The organism is Mesorhizobium sp. NZP2298 (assembly GCF_013170825.1).
Classification (GTDB): Bacteria; Pseudomonadota; Alphaproteobacteria; order Rhizobiales; family Rhizobiaceae; genus Mesorhizobium.
The window spans coordinates 1,365,307-1,385,592 of sequence record NZ_CP033365.1; the positions used below are offsets into that span (position 1 = coordinate 1,365,307).

Consider the following 20,286-nt stretch of genomic DNA (forward strand, 5'->3'; position numbering starts at 1 on the left):
ATCAGTCCTCGAAGCGCGGCGCGGTTTCGTCGAGCAGCGCGTTAGCCTGGGCGACGGCCGCTTGCGGATCGACGCCGTCCGCAAAAATCGCGCTCGACAGCGCGACGAACTCGGCGCCGGTGGCGGCCACTTCCTCGATGGAAGCCAGATCGGATCCGGCCATGACGATGCAGGGGATCTGGATCATGTCGGCCCACCATCGTCCCAGCGACAGGTTGCGCGGGTGCGGCTCGGGCTTGTTGTCGTAGCCGAAGCGGCCGAAGAAGATGTAGTCGGGTCTGGTCTCGCCAAGCTCAAGCGCATCGTCACGCGTCTTGGCGCCGCCGGCGCCGACCATCATCTTCGCCTGGAAATGTTCGATCGTCTCGGCGAGTTCGGCCTTGGAAACCTCGACATGGATGCCGTCGGCCTGGACACGGCCCGCGATGCGGGTGTCGCCGGCGATGATCACGGCCACGCCCGCAGCCTGGGCCGTCGGCACGATCTGTTCGGCAAAAGCCTGGAAGGAGGCCTCGTCCATGCCGTTCTCGGGCAGGATCAGCGAGGCGACGTCGCCGCCGTCGAATGCGTTGGCGATGCGGGCGGCCGGCACGCCGGGCGGCGCGATCAGCACGATGCGGCAACGATTTGGGGGTGTGGCGTCGTTCATGGTTCTTGGATCCCGGGTTTCGCCTATGCCGGGCGAAGATGGTTGGATTGCGGCATAGAACAAACTGCCGGGATTGAACAGGCGTCAGCTGTCAGACGGCATCAGGCGGAACGAAGAGCATTGCGGGCTTTCGTGACGATGTCGAATACTTTCGACGGATCCTCGATGCCAAGGAATTGCGGCACGGGGTCGAGAGCCGGCGACCAGCTGCCAAAACTTTGATAGCGCGACTGAGACCAGCCGCCCGGACTTCCGAACAACGATGCCGCCGCGCCGAAGCGCAAACTGCCACGCCTTTCGCCCTCGCCGGTGAGCTGGATGTCGGGAAGACGCTCAAGATCGATCGATGTGAAGTTGGCGAAAGGAGGGGTGCGCATGATGAGGATGCGTTTGTCCGTGACCGCATAGGCGATCCGCTGTCTCAGCCACGCGTCGACAGCAAATCGGCCAAAGACGAAGAAGAGCCCGATGCAGATGAACATTGCTCCCCATGCGTCGAAGAAAAGCGGCGCGCCTTGCCTTGCCGCGGTATAGGTCCAGAAGATTGCAAAACCACACCAGAGCAGGCTGAACGGTATTAGAAACATGTCCTTGCTGGTGAAGAACAGGCCCTGCGCGGGAAGGCCGCTCCATAGGATGTGTTCGCGGGGCAATAGCCGCCCCTGAAAAGATCCGCTCGCCACGCCTTTACCCCGTTGCTTTGTGCCCCCATCCACATCGCACGGACGGCGATCGCCGAGCAAATCAGCAACACGTTATCCGCCCGCAAGACCATGGGTTCGAAAGTATCGCCGCCGCGATCCAACAGTCGAGAACGTTATGTCGGCACTTTCGACTTCCACAGCGACCAGCCGAGATTCATGCCGGCCGCCGCCGTCAGGATCAAAGCGGCGCCGGCGACCTGGCTGAGATGCAGCCGATGGCCGAAAGCCACGACGTCGACCAGGATGGCGACGACCGGATAGATGAAGGACAGCGATCCCTGCAGATGCGTCGGCAGCTTCTGGATGGCACCATACATCAGGATGTACATCAGGCCGGTGTGGACGATGCCGAGCGTCGCCAGCATGGTCCAGCTCCACGGGTCGGCGGGAAGATGCGAAAGATCAGCGAAGGGCCCCAGCATGACGACGCCGACGCAGACCTGGATCAGCGCGATCAGATGCGGTGGCGTGCCCTTGAGCTTCTTGGTGACGATGGCCGCGATGGCCCAGAAGAAGGCCGCGGCCAGCGCCATCAGGATGCCGGCAAAATAGTTGGTGCCGACATCGCCGGCGTCAGGGGCGGCCTCGAGGATGAGCACCATGCCGGCGAAGGCTATTGTCAGCCAGGTCAGCTTGGTCAGCGTCAGCCGTTCCGCGAAGAAGAGCGCGCCGAAGCCGACCAGCATGAAGGGCTGGGTGTTGTAGACGGCGGTGGCGATCGAGATCGAGGCGCGCGAGAAGGCGCTGAACAGAAGCAGCCAGTTGATGACGATGGCCGCGCCGCCAAGCGCGGCCAGGCCGATGACGCGCAGGGGCAGCCTGTCGCGCAGCAAGCCGAGCGAAGCGCAGATGACGAGCAGTGTCGCCGCACCGAACGCGCAGCGCCAGAACACGACGTCCATGATCGGTTGGCCGGACATGATGACGAACCATCCGATCGTGCCCAGGATCGTCATTGCGGCCGACATCTCGACCGTGCCGCGTACCGTATCGTTCATGATAGACCTCTGTGCCCGCTGAGGCGGCATAATCTCATGCTAAGTGAGTGCTTTCTATCCGATTGAAAAGGCAGTATGGAGAGATAACCTAATTATATTAGGTCTCGGCTGCGAATTTGTGAGAAATCTAAAATGCTGGACGATCTCGACCGAAATCTCCTCGAAATCCTGGTGCGGGATGCACGGACCTCGCTGAAGGAGCTGGCTGCCCAGGTCGGGCTGTCGTCGCCGAGCGTTTCGGAGCGGCTGCGGCGGCTCGAGGAGCGCGGCGTCATCCGGGCGTTCACCGTCGAGATCGATCCCCTGGCGCTCGGCTATACGCTGCAGGCGATCGTGCGCATCAAGCCTTTGCCAGGCAAGCTGCACATCGTCCAGAAATTGATCGAGGAGATCGCCGAGTTTGGCGAATGCGACAAGGTGACGGGCGACGACTGTTTCGTCGCCCGTCTGTTCGTGCGCTCGATCGGCGACCTCGACGGCATTCTCGACCGCATCGCCGACAAGGCCGAGACCAGTACCGCCATCATCAAGGCGCAGCCGATCCGGCGGCGGCCGCCACCGCTCGGGGCGCCATCGGCCTCATCGTCTTGACTCAGCAAGGCAGTGGTGGAAATGCGGCGCCTGTCCACCAAAAGTCGGTCTTCCACCAGACGATTGGCCGAGAGACGAGGAAGAAAACATGGCGCAAAATATCTACGACCAGCCGGAGTTCTTCGCGGGCTACAGCCGGCTTGGCCGGTCGATCGAAGGCCTGGACGGTGCCGCGGAATGGCCGGCGCTGCGCGCGATGCTCCCTGAAGCCGGCGGCCTGCGGATCGTCGACCTCGGCTGCGGTTTCGGCTGGTTCTGCCGCTGGGCGCATGAGCACGGAGCGAGCCACGTCCTTGGGCTGGACCTGTCGGAGAAGATGCTGGCCCGGGCAAGAGCCGCCGGCCCGGACACCGGCATCACCTATGAGCGGGCCGACCTGGACCAACTCAGCCTGCCGCCAGGCGGATTCGATCTCGCCTACAGCTCGCTTGCCCTCCACTATGCCGAGGATGTCGCGCGCCTGTTCAGAACGGTGCATCAGGCCCTGTCGCCCGGCGGGCATTTCGTCTTCTCCACCGAACATCCGATCTACATGGCCCCGACCAGGCCGGGCTGGGTGGTCGACGAGAAAGGCCGCAGGACATGGCCTGTCGACCGCTATCTGGTGGAAGGTCCGCGCGAGACAGACTGGCTGGCCAAGGGCGTGGTGAAACACCACCGCACCATCGGCACGACGCTCAACGCGCTGATCAAGTCCGGCTTCACGATCAAGCATGTCGAGGAGTTCCGCCCCACGGATGCGCAGGTCGCGGCCAAGCCCGAACTGGCCGAAGAACTCGAGCGGCCGATGTTCCTGCTGGTCTCGGCGCGTCGATAGGAAAGTCGAGAGGACAGGGGCGTCATTGGCGAGACGCGCCATGCTTGGATTTGCTGTCGCTCCGCTCAGAATTCTGGGCTATTCAGGCGGTGACGCACTTTCCCTCCAGACCAGTCCCTCCCATGTCAGGCCTGCTTCTCGATCCGTGGTTCTACGCGGCCGCCGTTCCGGCGGTCATTCTGGTCGGGCTGTCCAAGGGCGGTTTCGGCGGCGCTGTCGGTTTCGTCGGCGTGCCGCTGATGGCGCTGACCATTCCGCCGGTGCAGGCGGCCGCCATCCTGCTGCCGATCCTGTGCCTGATGGACATCGTCTCGGTGTGGACATGGTGGGGCGTTTACGACCGCAAGATGCTGGCCGACATGATGCCGGGCGCCGTCATCGGCATCGGCCTCGGCTGGCTGACGGCGGCACTTGTCACCGAGGAGGCGGTGCGGCTCATTGTCGGCGCCGTCGCCATCATCTTCGTGCTGCGCTGGCTTTATCTGCAGTTCCGCCACGGCTCCGACCATGCCGCCGAACCCAATCGTGTGGCGGCCGCGATCTGGGGTACGGTCGCCGGTTTCACCAGCTTCGTCGCCCATGTCGGCGGGCCGCCTTTCCAGGTCTATGCGCTGCCGATCCGCCTCGACCCCAAGGTGCTGTCGGGCACGGCCGCGATCTTCTTTGCCGCGACCAATGCGTTGAAGCTCATCCCCTATTTCGCGCTCGGCCAGTTCGATACCGCCAATCTGACGGCGTCCGCCGTGCTGATGCCCCTGGCGCCGCTGTCGATCATCGCCGGCGCCTGGCTGGTGCGGCGCATGCGGCCGGAGATCTTTTATCCCTTCACCTACGCGACAGTGGCCGTCGTGGCGGTCAAGCTGCTGTGGGACGGCCTCGCCGGCCTGATGTAGCAGGCGAGGCGGCTGCCCAGCCGCTCTCGCCGTCAAGGGGATCAGGCGGCGCTGGGCACGAGGCGGTTGCCGCCAAAGGCCAGCGTGGCGCCCATCGCTATGACCAGCGCCATGCCGGCGAGGATGCCGATGTCATGCGTGGTCGGCTTGAGCACCATGTCGGCGACGATCACCAGCATCACCGCATAGTCGAAGCGCGCCGCGCTCATCATGCGCTGGCCAATGGCAAGCACAGCCGGCGTGACGCCCTCCTTGGCGATCATCGCGCCCATGCGCTCGCCGGTCGGCTTGAAGATGAACATGCCGATCGAGAAGGTCGTGGCGTAGCCGACCAGGCCGATGATGATCCACAGGTCGGAGAAGCCGACCCAGAAGCCACACATGATGAGGCCGAAGATCAGGGTGAGCATCGACATCGGCGCGAAGAAACACCCGCCCAACTGCCCGCTGGCGCGCATCGCCTGAAGCTTGTCCGCGATGTTGCCGGCGCGTTCGGCAAGAACGCCGAGCAGGAACAGCACGAAGCCGCCTCCGAGCCACAAAATGGCAGAGACGATATGGAGAAATTTGACGATCGAATACCAGTCCATCGGTTGCTCCTGGGGTATTTCTGGTGGTTTTGCGGCGGAGCGGATATTCGCCTGCCGTCAGAGGAGCGGGCGTTTAGCGTGGCGCCTGTTTCGGAACGATGTCGCGAAAAAACAGCTTTTGTTTCGGCGGTTTTCGGCCAGCGCCGGCTCTCAGCATCCACCGATGCGCGGTTCATTTTCTGCTATCGTGAAAAGTGCGGGAGGGGGCGGCGCGACATCGTCCAGAAACATTGCCGATGCTAGTGCGCCGAGCCGGAAGCCCGGTGGCGACAGAAATCGCCTGACGATCAACCCATTCCCGAAAACGGGAAAAGGCAATTCGAGGGGACAAGCATGCAAGGGGTAGCACGGAATTTCTTTACGCTGGCCATCATCTATTCACTGTGCGGCATGGCGCTCGGCATTCACATGGCCATCAGCGAAGACCATGGCCAGATGCCAACCCACGCCCACACGATGGTGGCCGGCTGGCTGATGTCGGCGGTCTTTGCCTTCTTCTATCATCTGTTTCCGGCTGTCGGGCAAAAGATGATCGCCGTCGTTCACTTCTGGCTGACGGCAATCAGCGGGATCGGGCTTATGATCGGCCTCTACATCCTGCTTGCCGGCAATCCGGCAATCGAACCTCTGCTGGGGATCGCTTCGATCGGCTTCTATGCAGGCATGCTTCTGTTTGCCTTCATCTCCCTGCCGGTGGTCTGGAAGAAGGCCTGAGCAGGGCGGGAACTGACCTCCGGCCTGTGCTGTTACGGCACAGGAATCGGGTGTTCGATCAAAAAACTTCGGGGCTGTTAAAGGTTCATTAAGCTTTACAGGCGTTTACTATGTGCATCCAGTGATCTGGATTCTTACCGAGTGGTTGGAGCCACTTTGTTTGACGCCTCCCTGTTAAACTCCTGAGAGCCGCCTTATCCGCGGCTCTTTTTTTGTCCGCATTCCGGCGGCACCCCGCGCGGCGGATGGCTGTTAACCTTCTGTTAAACATGTGCTTGCCTTCGCCCCCTGCGAAGCGCATTTTCAAGCTTCAGTTATATAGGGTGCCGGGTGTATCGGCAGTGAGCCGAATCGGCCGGTCGCAAGTGCAGGGGCGTATCAATGAACGAGCCTTCGAAGGGCAGTGCGAAAACCGTGAAGCTGGCGGAACGCCGGGTTTTTTCGCACTCCTTCAAACCGCTTTACCAGGAAGGCATGGGACTGGTCGAACAGGCGGCGGAATATCTCGATGGCAAGGGCCGCGCCGAGGCCAAGAAACTGTCGCGGCTGGCGGCCACGCTCTACGCGGCCGAATCGATGCGGCTGACCACCAGGCTGATGCAGGTTGCCTCCTGGCTGCTTTTGCAGCGCGCGGCGAATTCGGGCGAAATGACCCGGGACCAGGTTGCGTCGGAAAAATCCAAGGTCCGCCTCGATACCGCTTCCGCGCATGACGAAGCCGCGGGCTGGGCCGAACTGCCCGAGGATTTCCTCGACCTCGTCAACCGCTCGCTTCGCCTGCAGGCACTGGTGCGTCGCATGGATGACGAAATATACGGCGACGGCTCCGTGGTCGACATGCAGCCATTGAGCCGCCGGCCCAATCCGGTTTCGGATCAGATCAGCCTGCTCAATACGGCGTTCGCCCGCAACTAGGCGACTTCGGAATTTTCCGGCTCGACAGGTCACTGTTTCCGGTTTGTTCACATTTCGCTGGCATCGCTGTCCGCCCAAGGGGTAAAGTTACCGAATGGGGGACGCGATTCGCATCATTGGCATCGATCCGGGGCTCAGGCGCACCGGATGGGGCATCGTCGAGAGCCTCGGCAATTCCTTGCGCTTCGTCGCCTCCGGCACCGTGCGCTCCGAGGACAAGGCGGCGCTGGCGACGCGGCTATGCCAATTGCATGACGGGCTCGCCGAAGTCCTGCACGCGGCAATGCCGCATGAGGCTGCCGTCGAACAGACCTTCGTCAACAAGGATGCCGTGGCGACGCTGAAGCTCGGCCAGGCGCGCGGCATCGCCATGCTGGTGCCGGCGCGGGCCGGCCTCGTCGTCGCCGAATATGCGCCCAATGCTGTCAAGAAGGCGGTGATCGGCGTCGGCCATGGCGACAAGAAGCAGATCCACATGATGGTGAAGGTGCTGCTGCCGAAGGCGACCTTCGATACCGAACATGCCGCCGACGCGCTGGCCATCGCGATTTGCCACGCGCATCACCGGCAGAGCGCCGCCTATCGGATGGCGCTTGCGTCATGAGAGGCTGTTGGAAATGATCGGCAAGCTCAAGGGCACGCTGGACGAGATCGACGAGGATCATTGCCTCGTCGACGTCCATGGCGTCGGCTACGTCGCCTATTGCTCGGCGCGCACGCTGGCCGCGCTGCCTTCGCCCGGCGAAGCGGTGGTGCTGTTCATCGAGACCTATGTGCGCGAGGACATGATCCGCCTTTACGGCTTCCAGTCGGCGCTCGAGCGCGAATGGTTCCGGCTGTTGATGAGCAATGTGCAGGGCGTAGGGGCCAAGGTGGCGCTGGCCATCCTGTCGACATTGGCGCCGGCCGACCTCGCCAATGCGATCGCGCTGCGCGACATCGCCATGGTTTCCCGCGCCCCAGGCGTCGGCAAAAAGGTGGCCGAGCGCATCGTCACCGAATTGAAGAACAAGGCGCCGGCCTATGCGGGTTCGGCCTCCGGGACCATCGGCCTGAAGCAGGAGCTCGGCGAAGGCGTGGCAGCCGCGCCGATCACCGACGCGGTTTCGGCACTGGTCAATCTCGGCTACTCGCGCGACACCGCTGCCAATGCGGTTGCCGCGGCGCTGAAGACGGCGGGCGAGGACGCGGACGCCTCGAAGCTGATCCGCTTCGGGCTGAAGGAACTGGCGCGGTGAGGGCTCGCTTGTCCGGTCCTCTGCCTTATGCGAGGAAGGTAGCATGAGCCTTTCGCCCCGTCTCATTGCTCCGGAAAAACGCGGCGAGGATGCCGACCAGACCTTGCGGCCGCAAACGCTTGCCGACTTTGTCGGCCAGGCGGCGGTGCGGGCCAATCTCAAAGTGTTCATCGAGGCCGCCAAGGGCCGCAACGAGGCGCTCGACCACGTGCTGTTCGTCGGGCCGCCGGGGCTGGGCAAGACGACGCTGGCGCAGATCATGGCGCGCGAACTTGGCGTCAATTTCCGCTCCACATCCGGTCCGGTCATCGCCAAGGCCGGCGATCTTGCCGCACTGCTTACCAATCTCGAGGAAGGCGACGTGCTGTTCATCGACGAGATCCATCGGCTGAACCCGGCGGTGGAGGAAATCCTCTATCCGGCGATGGAGGATTTCCAGCTCGACCTGATCATCGGCGAGGGCCCGGCGGCGCGTTCGGTCAAGATCGACCTTGCCCGTTTCACCCTGGTCGCGGCCACCACGCGGCTTGGCCTGCTCACCAATCCGCTGCGCGACCGGTTCGGCATTCCGGTGCGGCTCAACTTCTACACGGTCGAAGAGCTGGAGCAGATCGTGCGGCGCGGCGCCCGCATCCTGCAGATGCCGCTCGGCGACGATGGCGCGCTGGAGATCGCGCGGCGCGCGCGCGGCACGCCACGCATCGCCGGACGGCTGTTGCGCCGCGTGCGCGATTTCGCCTCGGTCGCCGGCGACGGTCACGTCGATCGCCTGATCGCCGACGAGGCGCTGACACGGCTGGAGGTCGACGCGCTCGGCCTCGACGCGCTCGATCGCCGCTACCTCTCCATGATCGCACGCAATTTCGGCGGCGGACCGGTCGGCATCGAGACGATCGCGGCCGGCCTGTCGGAGCCACGTGATGCCATCGAGGACATCATCGAGCCCTATCTGATCCAGCAGGGCTTCATCCAGCGCACGCCGCGCGGCCGCATGCTGACGGCAAATGCCTGGCGCCATCTCGGCCTCGACGCGCCGAAGGACCTGGCGCAGCAGCAGATCAACCTGTTCCAGGAAGAGTAGGGACGCAGGCGATCAGGCGCTGGTTCCCGGTCCAGCGATCAAGCATCCGTGAATGCGCGAAATCTGCTCGCCTTTGCCGATTTGCCGGCGCAATCGTGGATTTTATCGGCGCTGTCTCGCGGCATGCCGCCGCGATCCATGTGCCGGAGCCACGGAATGATAACCAGACGCGGGTTCCTGCGCTTCATCGGCGGGTCTTTCCTGACTGCTGTCGCGCTTGGCGCCTATGCGGTCGGCATCGAGCCGATGCTGCTGGCGCATGTGAAGCGCTATGCCCTGACGCCGCCGCACTGGCCTGATGGCCTGAAGCTGCGGGTCGTGGCATTTGCCGACATCCATGCCTGCCGGCCCTGGATGACGCAGGAACGAATTGCCTCGCTCGTTGACGATGCGAACGCGTTGCAGCCCGACCTGATCGTGCTGCTTGGCGACTATACTGCGGGCATGCCCCTGGTGACGGGGCCGGTTACGCCGTCGCAATGGGCGTCCGCGCTGTCGGGCCTCAAGGCGCCGCTCGGGGTGCTGTCGATCCTTGGCAATCACGATTGGTGGAGCGATGGCTTCGCGCAGCGCGCCGGAGCCGGGCCGATCATAGCACGCAAGGCCTTGGAGAAGGTCGGCATCCCGGTGCTGGAGAACGATGTCGTGCGCCTGGAGAAGGATGGCCATGGCGTCTGGATCGCCGGCCTGGCCGACCAACTGGCGTTGCTGCCGGCCAGGAAGGGCGACCCGTGCAAGGGGCTCGACGATCTCGACGGCACGCTGGCCAAGGTCGGTGACAGCGCGCCTGTCATCCTGCTCGCCCATGAGCCGGATATTTTTCCCACCGTGCCATGGCGCGTCTCGCTGACCCTGTCGGGCCATACCCATGGCGGGCAGGTGCGGCTGTTCGGCTATTCGCCCGTCGTGCCGTCGCGCTTCGGCAATCGCTATGCCTATGGCCATGTCGTCGAGAACGACCGCAATCTGATCGTCTCGGGCGGGCTCGGCTTCAGCATCCTGCCGGTGCGTTTCGGCATGAGGCCGGAAATCCTGCAGATCGACCTCGGTTGACTTGAATACAGCGCTAACTCTTTGTTTTAACTAAATTTCCAGGGAAAGCCGTTTCGCACTTTCCCGGAATTGCCCTAGTGAAGTGACTGGATCACATCCATCACGTCCGGCTCGGCCTTATCGCCGTTGAAGGCATCGACGATGCCGAAGGCGCCGCCATAACTCCACACCGACCATGAGAAACCATGCGCCTCGGCCCGCGCGATCATGTCCTTGACATAGGCGGCGCGGTATTCGGCCGGCATCACATAGGCATTGCCGTATTCCTGGCGGATCATGCCGAACTCGCCCAGCGTGATGTTTTCCGGCTTGATGCCGTTGGCCTTGGCCCACGCCTCGACCTTGCTGAAGGGCGCATCCATCAGGCCAAGCAGCTTGGCGGGACTGTCCATGCTGGCGACCTGCTCGTCGAGATAGGCAAGCAGGCCGCTCTGCCGTGTCCACGGCGCCTCGGCCTTGATGCGGGCGCGGATGGTGTCCAGCGTCACGTCTAGCTGCGCCTTGGGCACTGACGTCAGCGGATAGGGCAGGCCTGTCACATAGGGAATGAAGTCGCCGGCCCAGGTCGCACCCTGGTGGGTGAGCAGGAATGGATCATAGGAATGGAAGGTCCAGATGACGTTGTCGTCGGGAATCTCCTTCGGATCGATCTTCTCCAGGGACGAGGCGGCGGAATAGCAGGCGCCGGTCAGCACCAGGGTCAGCTTCGTCGCCGACGATCGCGCCGCGGCGAACAATTTCCGCTGGCGGTCCGGCCACAGGCTGGTGCCGGCGCTGTCACAATCGACGATCGGTTCGTTCATCGGCTCGAAGGCAACCTTCTCGGGATCCTCGCCGGCCAGGGTGCGGGCCATCTTGCGTATCATGTCGACATAGCTGTCGAAGGTCCGCGGATCGTCCATCACCTCGGCCATGCCGATCTTGCGGCTGCCGCCGGCCGGGATCAGGTGCATGTCGACGATCACCTTGAGGCCGGCGCGGTTGATCATGCGCACCGAGTCCAGCACGCCGGCATAGAGGTCGTCACTCAACGCCGTTGTCTGGTCGGACAGGAAAGGCGAGGGGTCGACCGGCATGCGCAGGAAATCGAAGCCCGCCTCCTTGAGCGCCTTGAGATCGTCCTCCTTGAGGAATTTGCGCCATTCCGGATAGGGCAGTATGGCCTTGGCATCGCTCCACTGATCCTCGCCCGGCCAGGTGACCCACTGGTCGAGATTGAGGCCGCGCTTCATAGCAAATGTCGCAGCCTGACCGGGCACCGCCAAGGCCGCCAGCACCAGCAGCGCCGCCATCAAACTCTTGATCATCGCCGTCAACAGTGTCATCCGATGTCAGATCAGGATGACGTTTGGTTGAACCGTCTTCCTGATCTATTTCTTTCTGGAGCATGGTCTCTGGACAAACGGAAACCGTTTGTCCGAAAAAACCGGTTTCCACTTTTCGGGATCATGCTCTAGGTCACGCGCGGAACTGGTGCCTCGCCGCGACTGAAAAAGGAAGCGCAATGGGCGATCATGGTGAATCGGCGACGCTGCTGGCCGGCCTTTCCGGCGCGCTGACGACGTTTGGCCATCGGCTGATGGCGCGGGTCTATTATGCCGACACCGATTTCTCGGGCGTCGTCTACCATGCGCGCTATCTCGAATTCCTCGAGCGCGGCCGCTCCGATTATCTCAGGCTCACCGGCGTGCATCACACCGAACTCGCCGACGGCAAGCATGGCGAGAAGATCGTCTGGGTGGTGCGCCGCATGGAGATCGACTTCCGCATCCCCGCCCGCATCGACGACATCCTGACCGTCGACACCCGCACCGACACCATTTCCGGCGCGCGCATCTTCATGGCGCAGCAGCTCAAGCGCGGCGACGAGGTGCTGGTCGAGGCCAGGGTCGAGGCGGCGATCATTGGCGAGAATGGCCGGCCGAGACGCTTTCCCAAGGAATGGGTAGCGGCCTTCATGCCCAAGGTGGGCTGATATTCAGGTGATGCCGGCCTGCAAACGACTGATACCTGCGCTTCCCCGTTCTACTGCGTCGCAGTAGAACTGAGCTTACGTACCCAAAAGTACGCTCCGCTCCGGTTCTCGGTGTCAGCCGTTTTCGACTCGGCCTGACCTGAATCTCACCCCACCTTTGGCGGCGGATGAGTTGGCCAGGCCGGTCTCGGTGATTGATGGGCGCGGCAATGCGCCGCGCCTAATTCACTAACCCATCCTTAAACCCATCCTTAACCATAACGGTTCATGAAGAGATTGGTGAAGATTGGCGCCATCCAACGCCTTCCTTTCACCAATATTTGCCCTGAAAAGGCCGCTAACGGCACGGTTTGGGGTGTCCGGTAGCTTCGTGCGAACCGACCACAAGGGATGCCAGGGGCCAGCCGCCAGCTTCGCCCGGAAATCTTAAGGACGTAACGATGGAAAATATCGCACTCGCCGATCCGGGCGCGCAATTGTCGATTTGGGCGCTGTTCATGCAGGCCAGCTGGGTGGTCAAGCTGGTCATGATCGGCCTGCTTTGCGCCTCGGTCTGGACCTGGGCGATCATCATCGACAAGCTGGTTTCCTATGGCCGCATGCGGCTGGCGCTGAACCGATTCGAGCAGGTCTTCTGGTCCGGGCAGTCGCTGGAAGAACTCTACCGCACGCTCGCCGACCGCAAGACGTCAGGCATGGGCGCCATTTTCGTCGCCGCCATGCGCGAGTGGAAGAAGAGCTTCGAGAAGGGCGCCAAGACGCCGCTCGGCCTGCAGACCCGCATCGACAAGGCGATGGACCTGGCGCTGACCCGCGAGATGGAGAAGCTGGAGGGGCGCCTCGGCTTCCTCGCCACCACCGGTTCGGCCGCCCCCTTCATCGGCCTGTTCGGTACCGTCATCGGCATCATGACCTCGTTCCAGGCCATTGCCGGCTCCAAGAACACCAGCCTCGCGGTGGTTGCGCCCGGCATCGCCGAGGCGCTGCTGGCGACGGCGATCGGCCTGCTCGCCGCCATCCCGGCGGTCATCGCCTATAACAAGCTGTCATCGGATGCGAGCAAGATCGCTGTGCGCATGGAAGGGTTCTCCGACGAGTTCTCCGCCATACTCTCGCGCCAAATCGATGAAAAAGTCGCGCCGAAGGCCTGAGGAGTAACTGATGGGTATGTCCGTAGGCATGGCGGGACGCGGCGGGCGCGGCCACAGGCGGCGCGGCCGTCACCATGGGCTGATGTCGGAGATCAACGTCACGCCGATGGTGGACGTCATGCTGGTGCTTTTGATCATCTTCATGGTCGCGGCGCCGATGCTCACGGTCGGCGTGCCGATCGACCTGCCCGACACACAGGCCAAGGCCATGAATGCCGACACGCAGCCGATCACTGTCTCGATCAATGCCGCCGGCCAGATCTATCTCCAGGAAACCGAGATCCCGATCGAGGAACTGGTGGCCAAGCTGCAGGCGATCTCCAAGACCGGCTACGAGGAACGCATCTTCATCCGTGGCGACAAGGCCACCGACTATGGCACGGCGATGAAGGTGATGGCCCGTATTTCGGCTGCTGGCTACAAGAATATCGGCCTGGTTTCGCTGCAGGAACAGGATCAATAGACGCGAGATGAAGACCGGCCTCACCACATCGGTGATACTGCATACGGCGGTGCTGGCCTTCGGCCTGTTCACCCTGTCGGCGCCGGCCGCGCTGCCGTCCGCCGATGTCGAGTCGGTCGCGGTCGACATCGTGCCGATGGAAGCCATTGCGCAGACCTTGCAGGGCGACAAGAAGGCCGTGATGCATGAGAAGCCGGCGCCGCTGCCGACGCAGCGTCCCGACATCGTCCCGGCCGCCCAGAAGGTTGGTGAAAACAGCGTCGACACCGACAAGCCGATAACGCCGGAGGCCAAGCCGAAGCCCGTCGACACGACCTCGGCTCCGCCGCCCGCGCCGACGCCGAAGGAAATCCCGAAGACCGAGGACGTGCCGAAGCCGCAGGAGAAGCCCAAACCCACTCCGGCGACGGAAGTGGCGCCGGCGCCGCAGCCCAAGGAAGAGGTGAAGCCCGAGCCGGTCAAGCAGACGGAGCCCAAGCCCACGCCGGCCAAGCCGGCACCGACCCCGCCGCCGCAGGACAAGACCGCCGCCATCGACCCGACGCCCGAGGTCAAGCCGGATGCCGTCGCCGAGGCCATAGCCAAGGATCTGCCCACCGAAGAGACGCAGTTGCCGAGCTCGGCGCCGGCGCCGGAAGCACGGCCGAAGCCGCAGCCGACACCGGCTGAAAGCGCCAAGGCGCCAGATCGCAAGAATGCCGACAAGCCGGTCAAGGAAGCCTCGTCGAAACCGAAATCAGACGAAAAGCAGTTCAACGCCAACGAAATCTCCGCGCTGCTCGACAAGCAGAAGCCATCCGGCGGCGGCGCCAAGCGCTCGACGCAGCAGGCCTCGCTCGGCGGCGACAAGGATCAGGGCCAGAAGCTGTCGAGGTCGGAGCAGGGCGCCCTGGAAAGCCAGTTGGGCGGTTGCTGGACATTGCCGGTTGGACTGGAAGGCTCGGAGAATTTCGTCGTCGTCGTGCGCTTCAACCTGGACAACTCAGGCAAGCTCGACGGTCGCCCATCGGTCGAAAAGTCGAGCGGCAATCGGCAGTTCGATGAAAGCGCGGTTCGCGCGGTTCAGAAATGCGACGTGGCCGGCCTGCAGGTTCCCGCCGGCAAGCAAGACATCTGGAACGACATCCGCGTCACGTTCGATCCAAGAGAGATGCTGGGCCTCTAGGCCCTGACATCCGAAAAAAATCAGTATGAGAAGCGAGAAGACATGAAATCAATCCTCAAGCCGCTCCTGATGATAGCAGCCATGGCCATGGGCATGACGGCAGCCGGCACGCTACCGGCGCTGGCGCTCGTCGAGCTCAACGTCAACAAGGGCAATGTCGAGCCGCTGCCGATCGCGATCACCGATTTCCAGGGTGGCGATGCGCTTGGCGCCCAGATTTCCCAGATCGTCACCGCCGATTTGAAACGCTCCGGCCTGTTCGCGCCGATCGACAAGAGCGCCTTCATCGAGAAGATCACCAATCCGGATGCCGCCCCCCGCTTCGACGACTGGAAGGTGATCAACGCGCAGGCGCTGGTCACCGGCAGCGTCAGCAAGGAAGCCGACGGCCGTATTCGCGCCCAGTACCGGCTTTGGGACACTTTTGCCGGCCAGCAGATGGCGGGCGAGCAGTTCTTCGCCAACGACGCCAACCAGCGGCGCGTCGCCCACATCATAGCCGACGCCATCTACGAGCGGCTGACCGGCGAGAAAGGCTATTTCGATACGCGCGTGGTGTTCATCGACGAGTCCGGCGCCAAGAATGCGCGCAAGAAGCGCCTCGCCATCATGGACCAGGACGGCGCCAATGTCCGCTATCTCTCCGACGGCCGGTCGATCGTGCTGACACCGCGTTTCTCGCCGAACCGGCAGGAAATCACCTATATGTCCTACGAGAGCGGCCAGCCGCGCGTCTATCTCCTGCAGATCGAAACCGGACAGCGCGAACTGGTCGGCAATTTCCCCGGCATGACGTTTGCGCCGCGCTTCTCGCCCGACGGCCAGAAGGTGATCATGAGCTTGCTGCGCGACGACGGCAATTCCAACATCTTCGCCATGGACCTGCGCAGCCGCTCGACGACGCGGTTGACCAACTCGACCGCCATCGACACCTCACCCTCCTATTCGCCCGACGGCAGCAAGGTGGTGTTCACCTCCGACCGCGGCGGCCGCGCGCAAATCTATGTGATGGGCGCCGATGGCTCGGGCCAGACCCGCATCTCCTTCGGCGATGGCGTCTACTCGACGCCGGTGTGGTCGCCGCGCGGCGATCTCATCGCCTTCACCAAGCAGACCGGCGGCGAATTCCAGATCGGTGTCATGAAGACCGACGGTTCGGGCGAGCGCATCCTGTCGTCCGGCTTCCAGCAGGAAGGGCCGACCTGGGCGCCGAATGGCCGCGTCTTGATGTTCTTCCGCGACGCCAATGGCGGACCGAAACTGGTTTCGGTCGATCTCACCGGCCGCAACGAACAGCCTATCCCGACCGCGAACTTCGCGTCCGACCCGGCCTGGTCGCCGCTGCTTGAGTAGGAATTGAAGAACTGAGGAACTGAGGAATGGAGAAGCCGGGGCGCTTCGTCGAGCGCGCACGAGACTTGGAAGTCTACAAGCGCGCTTACTCAGCTTCTCTTGAGGTGCATCGAGCCACTCTTGGCTTTCCGAAAATTGAGCAATACGCACTGGCCGATCAGTTGCGCCGCTCGAGCAAAGCGATCTGCGCCAATCTGGCTGAAGGATTTGCCAAACAGAGCCACTCCAAAGCCGAATTTGCTCGTTTCGTTTCGATGGCGATCGGGTCATGCAGCGAAGTGGAGACGTGGATATCCTACGCGTTCGATCTTCAATACATCACGCCGTCCCAACTCCACACTTGGCGACAATCCTATGCCCAAATCCATGGGATGCTCGTGAGCCTTAGAGAGAGGCTGACCTGAAGCCTTTCTTCAATTCCTCAGTTCTTCAGTTCCTCAATTCCCTCGTTCTTTCATGTTTTGGCCGCATTTCCGCCTAGGGTCCGCGCCAACTGTGGCCCGGATCAAAGAGGTTGCGGACGGGCAGCTAAACCAATTTTTAACCGTGTTTCTTGAATGCCGGTTAACCCAAACGTGGTTACTGGGTGATCAACGAAATCACTCGAATACGATCACTCGCAATACGAAGGAGAGGCGGCATGGGCCGTATCGCAGCACTTACCACAAACCCGGTCATGATCGCGCTGGTGGCGATGCTCGCCATCACCGGTTGCGCCTCCAAGAAGACTCCGAACAACGCCGCTGAGCTTGGCCTCAACGGCGCCGGTGCTGCAACGCCCGGTTCGGCGCAGGACTTCACCGTCAATATCGGCGACCGCATCTTCTTCGATACGGACTCGACCTCGATCAGGGCTGACGCACAGCAGACGCTTTCGCGCCAGGCGCAGTGGCTGAACCAGTACAAGCAGTATGCCATCGTCGTCGAAGGCCATGCCGACGAACGCGGCACGCGCGAATACAATCTGGCGCTCGGTGCCCGCCGCGCCGCCGCCACCCGCGACTTCCTGGTCTCCAAGGGCGTGGCTTCCAGCCGCCTGAAGACCATTTCCTACGGCAAGGAGCGTCCTGTCGCTGTCTGCGACGACATCTCGTGCTGGTCGCAGAATCGCCGCGCGGTCACCACGCTCAGCGGCGCCGGCTCCTGAGTCGGATACATCCGATCGGCGCGTTGCGAGATGCGCCGCTGTCGAGCGACAAAAATACAACACACCCTTGCGAAAGGCGGCCCTCGGGCCGCCTTTTTCATATCTGGACACCTGAAACAAAATTTGGCCGAAGTCTCGGGCCCTGCTATGAGCCGAGGGCGCTTGGCTGGTCCCACTGTGGTTGGAAGGCGCGAAAAGACTAACGACACACGGCGAGAGGCACATGCATTTGAGATCGGTTCTGAGCGGCACGCTTGCGCTGCTGCTCCTATCAGGCGTCACCGCCCCGGCTAGTGGCCTGGGGGCCAGCGGCACGGGGCAATCAACCGACAGCGGCTTTTCCTTCCATCTGCCCAGCATCGAGCTGCCCAGGCTTTTCGGTGAAAAGAAGAAGCCGGATCAGGTCCAGATGGTGCAGTCCGATCCTACTGCCGTCACCAGCCTGGAAGACCAGCTGCGGCAGATGAACGGCAAGATCGAGGAACTGAATTTCCAGGTCCTGCAGATGCAGGAGCAAATCCGCAAGCAGCAGGAAGACAACGAGTTCCGCTTCCAGCAGCTGGAAGGCGGCTCGCAGGGCGGACAGGCACCGGCGGCACCGAAGAAGAAGTCCGACGCCACCACCGACACCAACACCGACGTGGCCGCGGCCCCGGCAACCCAAGCGCCGGCTGATGCCGGCGCCGCCACCGGCAGCGATCAGTCGAGCGGCGGCAAGACGGTTGAGGATGTCATCGTCGAATCACCCGATGGCGATCCCGGCAAGGTGATCCCCGGCACGGGAGCGCCGGAAAAGACCTTTGGTTCGATCACCGTCGACAAGAACGGCAATGTGATCGACGCCAGCGGCAACACCCAGGCAACCGCGCCGGCGCAAGACAGCGCCCCGGCCGCCGGCGCACCGGCCAAGGCCGGCAAGTCCGACGGCACGGTGGTTGCAGCACTGCCTTCCACCAACGACCCGGAAGAACTCTACCGCAATTCCTACCAGTTCATCCTGTCGGGCGACTACAGCACCGCCGAACAGGGTTTTCGCGATCATATTTCTCGCTTCCCCCGCGATGCGAAGACGGCGGACGCGCATTATTGGCTGGGTGAATCGCTGCTTGGCCAGCAGAAATACCGCGACGCGGCCGAGGTCTTCCTCGCCGCCAGCAAGGACTACCCCAAGGCCAAGAAGGCACCCGACATGCTTTTGAAGCTTGGCGTGTCACTGGTCGGCCTCAAGCAGCACGACGTCGCCTGCGCTACCTTCAGCGAGGTCGGCAAGCGCTACCCCGATATCTCCAATGCGCTCAAGGAACGGGTCAAGCAGGAGAAGGCCCTGGCTGCTTGCTGATTTTTCTCCCGCATGTCCTATCCCCGGAACCGGGACCACTTTTTGGCGACACGCGTTGATGCTCGAGACCGAGCCTGATCTTTCGACCAGACTTTTTTCGCATATCGATTTTACCCGCGGCGCCGTTGCGGCCGTGTCCGGCGGCAGCGACTCGACCGCCCTGCTCCTCCTCCTCAAACAGCATCTTGACCGAACCGCGCCCTCCGTGAGGCTGCTGGCCGTGACGGTCGACCATGGCCTCCGGCACGGTTCGGCGCTCGAGGCGCAAGCCGTGGCGAAGCTGTGCGCCGGGCGCGGCATTGCCCACCGCACCATGGTCTGGGTCGGAAGCAAACCATCGGCCGGCCTGCCGGCGGCGGCGCGCGAAGCGCGCTATCGGCTGCTTGCAGAGGCGGCGCGCGCGCATGGCATTGGCCTGATCGTGACCGGCCATACGGCCGATGACCAGGCCGAGACGGTGCTGATGCGGCAGGCGCGGGATGAGCCCCGGGAGTTTGCCGAAATGGCAGGCCGTGGGCTTGCCGGCATGGCACCGGGCACCCTCTATGACTGGCGCGAATGGATCGTTCGCCCGCTGCTGGGCACGCGGCGCGAGGCGCTTCGCGATTTCCTGCGGCGTGAACATATCGGCTGGGCCGAGGACCCGACCAACATCGACGAGGCCTTCGAGCGGCCGCGGATGCGTGCCTCGCTTGCCGGTGACAGTTTTCGGCGTATGGACGATGCGCTGGCGCTGGCCAACCAGGCGGCTGTCGAACGCAGGCAGATTGGCGAAGGCGCCGCCGATCTGATCCATCGCTTCGCCAGCCAGCCGACCACGGGTCTCATCCGCCTCGACCCGCGCCTGCTTTCGGCCGGCGACGACCGGGCGGCCATCTACGCGTTGCGTATCTTGCTGGCCACCGCTGGAGGCGTCGCCTTTCTTCCCGACCAGGCGCGCAGCGAGGCGCTGTTCGGCCGGCTGAAGGCCGGATTCCTTTGCGCCACATTGTCGCGGACCGTGGTCGATTTCCGGCGCGCCGGCATCTTCCTGCGGCGCGAGACAAGGGGCTTGCCGCCCACCGCCACGGCCATCGGCAACACCATCTGGGATGGCCGCCGCCACATCACATTGGACGACAGTTCCGGCGCATTGTTGATCGCACCGTTGGGGAGCGCGGCGACGAGACGGCTGGCAATCGCCAAGGGAGAGACACCGCAAAGCCTGATGCGCGCCGCGTGTGCCGCTGAACCGACGTTGCGGCAAGCCGTTGAAAACGCTGGACCGCGAGGCGACGAGCCGGTCCGCCAAGGGTTCGCGGTGCGGCCGGTCGTTGCTCCCTTTGCCCGCTTCCTGCCGTCCTTCGATCTGGCGCCGGCGCGGGCCGTTGCCGAACTGATCGGCGCGCCACCGCTTCCCGCCCCGCCTTTCAGCAGCCACAGTGCCGGCTGATGGTGGTCGAAAGCTTAA

The 20,286-nt window shown here is 63.2% G+C and carries 23 protein-coding genes; 18 read left to right on the forward strand and 5 right to left on the reverse strand.

The window, feature by feature from the left end; genetic code table 11:
• Window position 1 precedes the first annotated feature (1 nt).
• The 3 genes from EB231_RS06590 to EB231_RS06600 form a co-directional block, all read right to left on the reverse strand.
• Window positions 2-649, reverse strand: a complete 648-nt coding sequence (locus tag EB231_RS06590) for a thiamine phosphate synthase (RefSeq protein ID WP_172348117.1) — start codon at window positions 647-649, stop codon at window positions 2-4.
• A gap of 101 nt (window positions 650-750) precedes the next feature.
• A complete protein-coding gene (locus tag EB231_RS06595) occupies window positions 751-1,392 on the reverse strand; it encodes a PH domain-containing protein (RefSeq protein WP_172348118.1) in 642 nt (213 codons plus the stop codon).
• A gap of 74 nt (window positions 1,393-1,466) precedes the next feature.
• On the reverse strand, window positions 1,467-2,351 hold the full coding sequence (locus tag EB231_RS06600; protein WP_172348119.1) for a DMT family transporter: 885 nt from the start codon (window positions 2,349-2,351) through the stop codon (window positions 1,467-1,469).
• Window positions 2,352-2,483: 132 nt separating this feature from the next.
• Here EB231_RS06600 and EB231_RS06605 point away from each other — a divergent pair, with 132 nt between their 5' ends.
• The 3 genes from EB231_RS06605 (at window position 2,484) to EB231_RS06615 (ending at window position 4,652) form a co-directional block, all read left to right on the forward strand.
• Window positions 2,484-2,942, forward strand: coding sequence for an Lrp/AsnC family transcriptional regulator (locus EB231_RS06605; RefSeq protein ID WP_172348120.1), 459 nt, complete (start codon window positions 2,484-2,486; stop codon window positions 2,940-2,942).
• Between the two features lie 88 nt (window positions 2,943-3,030).
• The gene (locus tag EB231_RS06610; protein WP_172348121.1) at window positions 3,031-3,759 is read left to right on the forward strand and encodes a class I SAM-dependent methyltransferase; all 729 of its coding nucleotides are present in this window, start codon (window positions 3,031-3,033) and stop codon (window positions 3,757-3,759) included.
• Window positions 3,760-3,881: 122 nt separating this feature from the next.
• Complete coding sequence (locus EB231_RS06615; protein WP_172348122.1) at window positions 3,882-4,652, forward strand: sulfite exporter TauE/SafE family protein; 771 nt, start codon at window positions 3,882-3,884, stop codon at window positions 4,650-4,652.
• Between the two features lie 41 nt (window positions 4,653-4,693).
• Here the strand turns inward: EB231_RS06615 and EB231_RS06620 are convergent, their stop codons facing one another.
• Entirely contained in the window at window positions 4,694-5,242 is a 549-nt protein-coding gene (locus tag EB231_RS06620) for a DUF2269 family protein (RefSeq protein ID WP_172348123.1), read from the reverse strand.
• Between the two features lie 333 nt (window positions 5,243-5,575).
• On the opposite strand from EB231_RS06620, the gene EB231_RS06625 reads away from it, so the two are divergent.
• The 6 genes from EB231_RS06625 (at window position 5,576) to EB231_RS06650 (ending at window position 10,243) form a co-directional block, all read left to right on the forward strand.
• On the forward strand, window positions 5,576-5,956 hold the full coding sequence (locus EB231_RS06625) for a hypothetical protein (protein ID WP_172348124.1): 381 nt from the start codon (window positions 5,576-5,578) through the stop codon (window positions 5,954-5,956).
• A gap of 381 nt (window positions 5,957-6,337) precedes the next feature.
• Window positions 6,338-6,871, forward strand: coding sequence for a protease adaptor protein RcdA (rcdA, locus tag EB231_RS06630; RefSeq protein WP_172348125.1), 534 nt, complete (start codon window positions 6,338-6,340; stop codon window positions 6,869-6,871).
• Window positions 6,872-6,965: 94 nt separating this feature from the next.
• Window positions 6,966-7,475 (forward strand): crossover junction endodeoxyribonuclease RuvC, encoded by a 510-nt coding sequence (ruvC, locus tag EB231_RS06635; RefSeq protein WP_056575418.1) that lies wholly within the window; start codon window positions 6,966-6,968, stop codon window positions 7,473-7,475.
• 13 nt (window positions 7,476-7,488) lie between these two features.
• Window positions 7,489-8,109, forward strand: coding sequence for a Holliday junction branch migration protein RuvA (gene ruvA, locus EB231_RS06640; RefSeq protein ID WP_056575421.1), 621 nt, complete (start codon window positions 7,489-7,491; stop codon window positions 8,107-8,109).
• Window positions 8,110-8,152: 43 nt separating this feature from the next.
• A complete protein-coding gene (ruvB, locus tag EB231_RS06645) occupies window positions 8,153-9,190 on the forward strand; it encodes a Holliday junction branch migration DNA helicase RuvB (protein ID WP_010912034.1) in 1,038 nt (345 codons plus the stop codon).
• 156 nt (window positions 9,191-9,346) lie between these two features.
• The gene (locus tag EB231_RS06650) at window positions 9,347-10,243 is read left to right on the forward strand and encodes a metallophosphoesterase (RefSeq protein ID WP_172348126.1); all 897 of its coding nucleotides are present in this window, start codon (window positions 9,347-9,349) and stop codon (window positions 10,241-10,243) included.
• Window positions 10,244-10,317: 74 nt separating this feature from the next.
• On the opposite strand, the gene EB231_RS06655 is transcribed toward EB231_RS06650, so the two are convergent.
• Window positions 10,318-11,568 (reverse strand): glycoside hydrolase family 5 protein, encoded by a 1,251-nt coding sequence (locus tag EB231_RS06655; protein ID WP_172348127.1) that lies wholly within the window; start codon window positions 11,566-11,568, stop codon window positions 10,318-10,320.
• A gap of 179 nt (window positions 11,569-11,747) precedes the next feature.
• Between EB231_RS06655 and ybgC the strand changes: the two genes are divergently transcribed.
• The 9 genes from ybgC (at window position 11,748) to tilS (ending at window position 20,268) form a co-directional block, all read left to right on the forward strand.
• On the forward strand, window positions 11,748-12,218 hold the full coding sequence (ybgC, locus tag EB231_RS06660; protein ID WP_172348128.1) for a tol-pal system-associated acyl-CoA thioesterase: 471 nt from the start codon (window positions 11,748-11,750) through the stop codon (window positions 12,216-12,218).
• Between the two features lie 440 nt (window positions 12,219-12,658).
• Complete coding sequence (gene tolQ, locus EB231_RS06665; RefSeq protein ID WP_172348129.1) at window positions 12,659-13,369, forward strand: protein TolQ; 711 nt, start codon at window positions 12,659-12,661, stop codon at window positions 13,367-13,369.
• Between the two features lie 10 nt (window positions 13,370-13,379).
• Window positions 13,380-13,832: a protein TolR gene (gene tolR / locus EB231_RS06670; protein ID WP_172348130.1), complete on the forward strand. Its 453-nt coding sequence runs from the start codon at window positions 13,380-13,382 to the stop codon at window positions 13,830-13,832.
• A 7-nt stretch (window positions 13,833-13,839) separates the two neighbouring features.
• A complete protein-coding gene (locus EB231_RS06675) occupies window positions 13,840-14,997 on the forward strand; it encodes a TonB family protein (RefSeq protein ID WP_172348131.1) in 1,158 nt (385 codons plus the stop codon).
• A 42-nt stretch (window positions 14,998-15,039) separates the two neighbouring features.
• Window positions 15,040-16,350: a Tol-Pal system beta propeller repeat protein TolB gene (tolB, locus tag EB231_RS06680; protein WP_056575446.1), complete on the forward strand. Its 1,311-nt coding sequence runs from the start codon at window positions 15,040-15,042 to the stop codon at window positions 16,348-16,350.
• 26 nt (window positions 16,351-16,376) lie between these two features.
• On the forward strand, window positions 16,377-16,754 hold the full coding sequence (locus tag EB231_RS06685; protein ID WP_172348132.1) for a four helix bundle protein: 378 nt from the start codon (window positions 16,377-16,379) through the stop codon (window positions 16,752-16,754).
• Between the two features lie 236 nt (window positions 16,755-16,990).
• Window positions 16,991-17,497, forward strand: coding sequence for a peptidoglycan-associated lipoprotein Pal (gene pal / locus EB231_RS06690; RefSeq protein ID WP_172348133.1), 507 nt, complete (start codon window positions 16,991-16,993; stop codon window positions 17,495-17,497).
• Window positions 17,498-17,720: 223 nt separating this feature from the next.
• Window positions 17,721-18,836, forward strand: a complete 1,116-nt coding sequence (ybgF, locus tag EB231_RS06695; RefSeq protein ID WP_172348134.1) for a tol-pal system protein YbgF — start codon at window positions 17,721-17,723, stop codon at window positions 18,834-18,836.
• Between the two features lie 58 nt (window positions 18,837-18,894).
• Window positions 18,895-20,268 carry a tRNA lysidine(34) synthetase TilS gene (tilS, locus tag EB231_RS06700; protein WP_172348135.1) on the forward strand — a complete coding sequence of 458 codons (1,374 nt, stop codon included), beginning with the start codon at window positions 18,895-18,897 and terminating at the stop codon, window positions 20,266-20,268.
• Window positions 20,269-20,286: the final 18 nt, after the last annotated feature.

Excerpts from the sequence above, each read along its gene's own strand:
- EB231_RS06590 (WP_172348117.1), bottom strand. The coding sequence starts at position 649 with ATGAACGACGCCACACCCCCAAATCGTTGCCGCATCGTGCTGATCGCG.
- EB231_RS06600 (WP_172348119.1), bottom strand. The coding sequence starts at position 2,351 with ATGAACGATACGGTACGCGGCACGGTCGAGATGTCGGCCGCAATGACG.
- EB231_RS06605 (WP_172348120.1), top strand. The coding sequence starts at position 2,484 with ATGCTGGACGATCTCGACCGAAATCTCCTCGAAATCCTGGTGCGGGAT.
- EB231_RS06610 (WP_172348121.1), top strand. The coding sequence starts at position 3,031 with ATGGCGCAAAATATCTACGACCAGCCGGAGTTCTTCGCGGGCTACAGC.
- EB231_RS06615 (WP_172348122.1), top strand. The coding sequence starts at position 3,882 with ATGTCAGGCCTGCTTCTCGATCCGTGGTTCTACGCGGCCGCCGTTCCG.
- EB231_RS06620 (WP_172348123.1), bottom strand. The coding sequence starts at position 5,242 with ATGGACTGGTATTCGATCGTCAAATTTCTCCATATCGTCTCTGCCATT.
- EB231_RS06625 (WP_172348124.1), top strand. The coding sequence starts at position 5,576 with ATGCAAGGGGTAGCACGGAATTTCTTTACGCTGGCCATCATCTATTCA.
- rcdA (WP_172348125.1), top strand. The coding sequence starts at position 6,338 with ATGAACGAGCCTTCGAAGGGCAGTGCGAAAACCGTGAAGCTGGCGGAA.
- ruvC (WP_056575418.1), top strand. The coding sequence starts at position 6,966 with ATGGGGGACGCGATTCGCATCATTGGCATCGATCCGGGGCTCAGGCGC.
- ruvA (WP_056575421.1), top strand. The coding sequence starts at position 7,489 with ATGATCGGCAAGCTCAAGGGCACGCTGGACGAGATCGACGAGGATCAT.
- ruvB (WP_010912034.1), top strand. The coding sequence starts at position 8,153 with ATGAGCCTTTCGCCCCGTCTCATTGCTCCGGAAAAACGCGGCGAGGAT.
- EB231_RS06650 (WP_172348126.1), top strand. The coding sequence starts at position 9,347 with ATGATAACCAGACGCGGGTTCCTGCGCTTCATCGGCGGGTCTTTCCTG.
- EB231_RS06655 (WP_172348127.1), bottom strand. The coding sequence starts at position 11,568 with ATGACACTGTTGACGGCGATGATCAAGAGTTTGATGGCGGCGCTGCTG.
- ybgC (WP_172348128.1), top strand. The coding sequence starts at position 11,748 with ATGGGCGATCATGGTGAATCGGCGACGCTGCTGGCCGGCCTTTCCGGC.
- tolQ (WP_172348129.1), top strand. The coding sequence starts at position 12,659 with ATGGAAAATATCGCACTCGCCGATCCGGGCGCGCAATTGTCGATTTGG.
- tolR (WP_172348130.1), top strand. The coding sequence starts at position 13,380 with ATGGGTATGTCCGTAGGCATGGCGGGACGCGGCGGGCGCGGCCACAGG.
- EB231_RS06675 (WP_172348131.1), top strand. The coding sequence starts at position 13,840 with ATGAAGACCGGCCTCACCACATCGGTGATACTGCATACGGCGGTGCTG.
- tolB (WP_056575446.1), top strand. The coding sequence starts at position 15,040 with ATGAAATCAATCCTCAAGCCGCTCCTGATGATAGCAGCCATGGCCATG.
- EB231_RS06685 (WP_172348132.1), top strand. The coding sequence starts at position 16,377 with ATGGAGAAGCCGGGGCGCTTCGTCGAGCGCGCACGAGACTTGGAAGTC.
- pal (WP_172348133.1), top strand. The coding sequence starts at position 16,991 with ATGGGCCGTATCGCAGCACTTACCACAAACCCGGTCATGATCGCGCTG.
- ybgF (WP_172348134.1), top strand. The coding sequence starts at position 17,721 with ATGCATTTGAGATCGGTTCTGAGCGGCACGCTTGCGCTGCTGCTCCTA.
- tilS (WP_172348135.1), top strand. The coding sequence starts at position 18,895 with ATGCTCGAGACCGAGCCTGATCTTTCGACCAGACTTTTTTCGCATATC.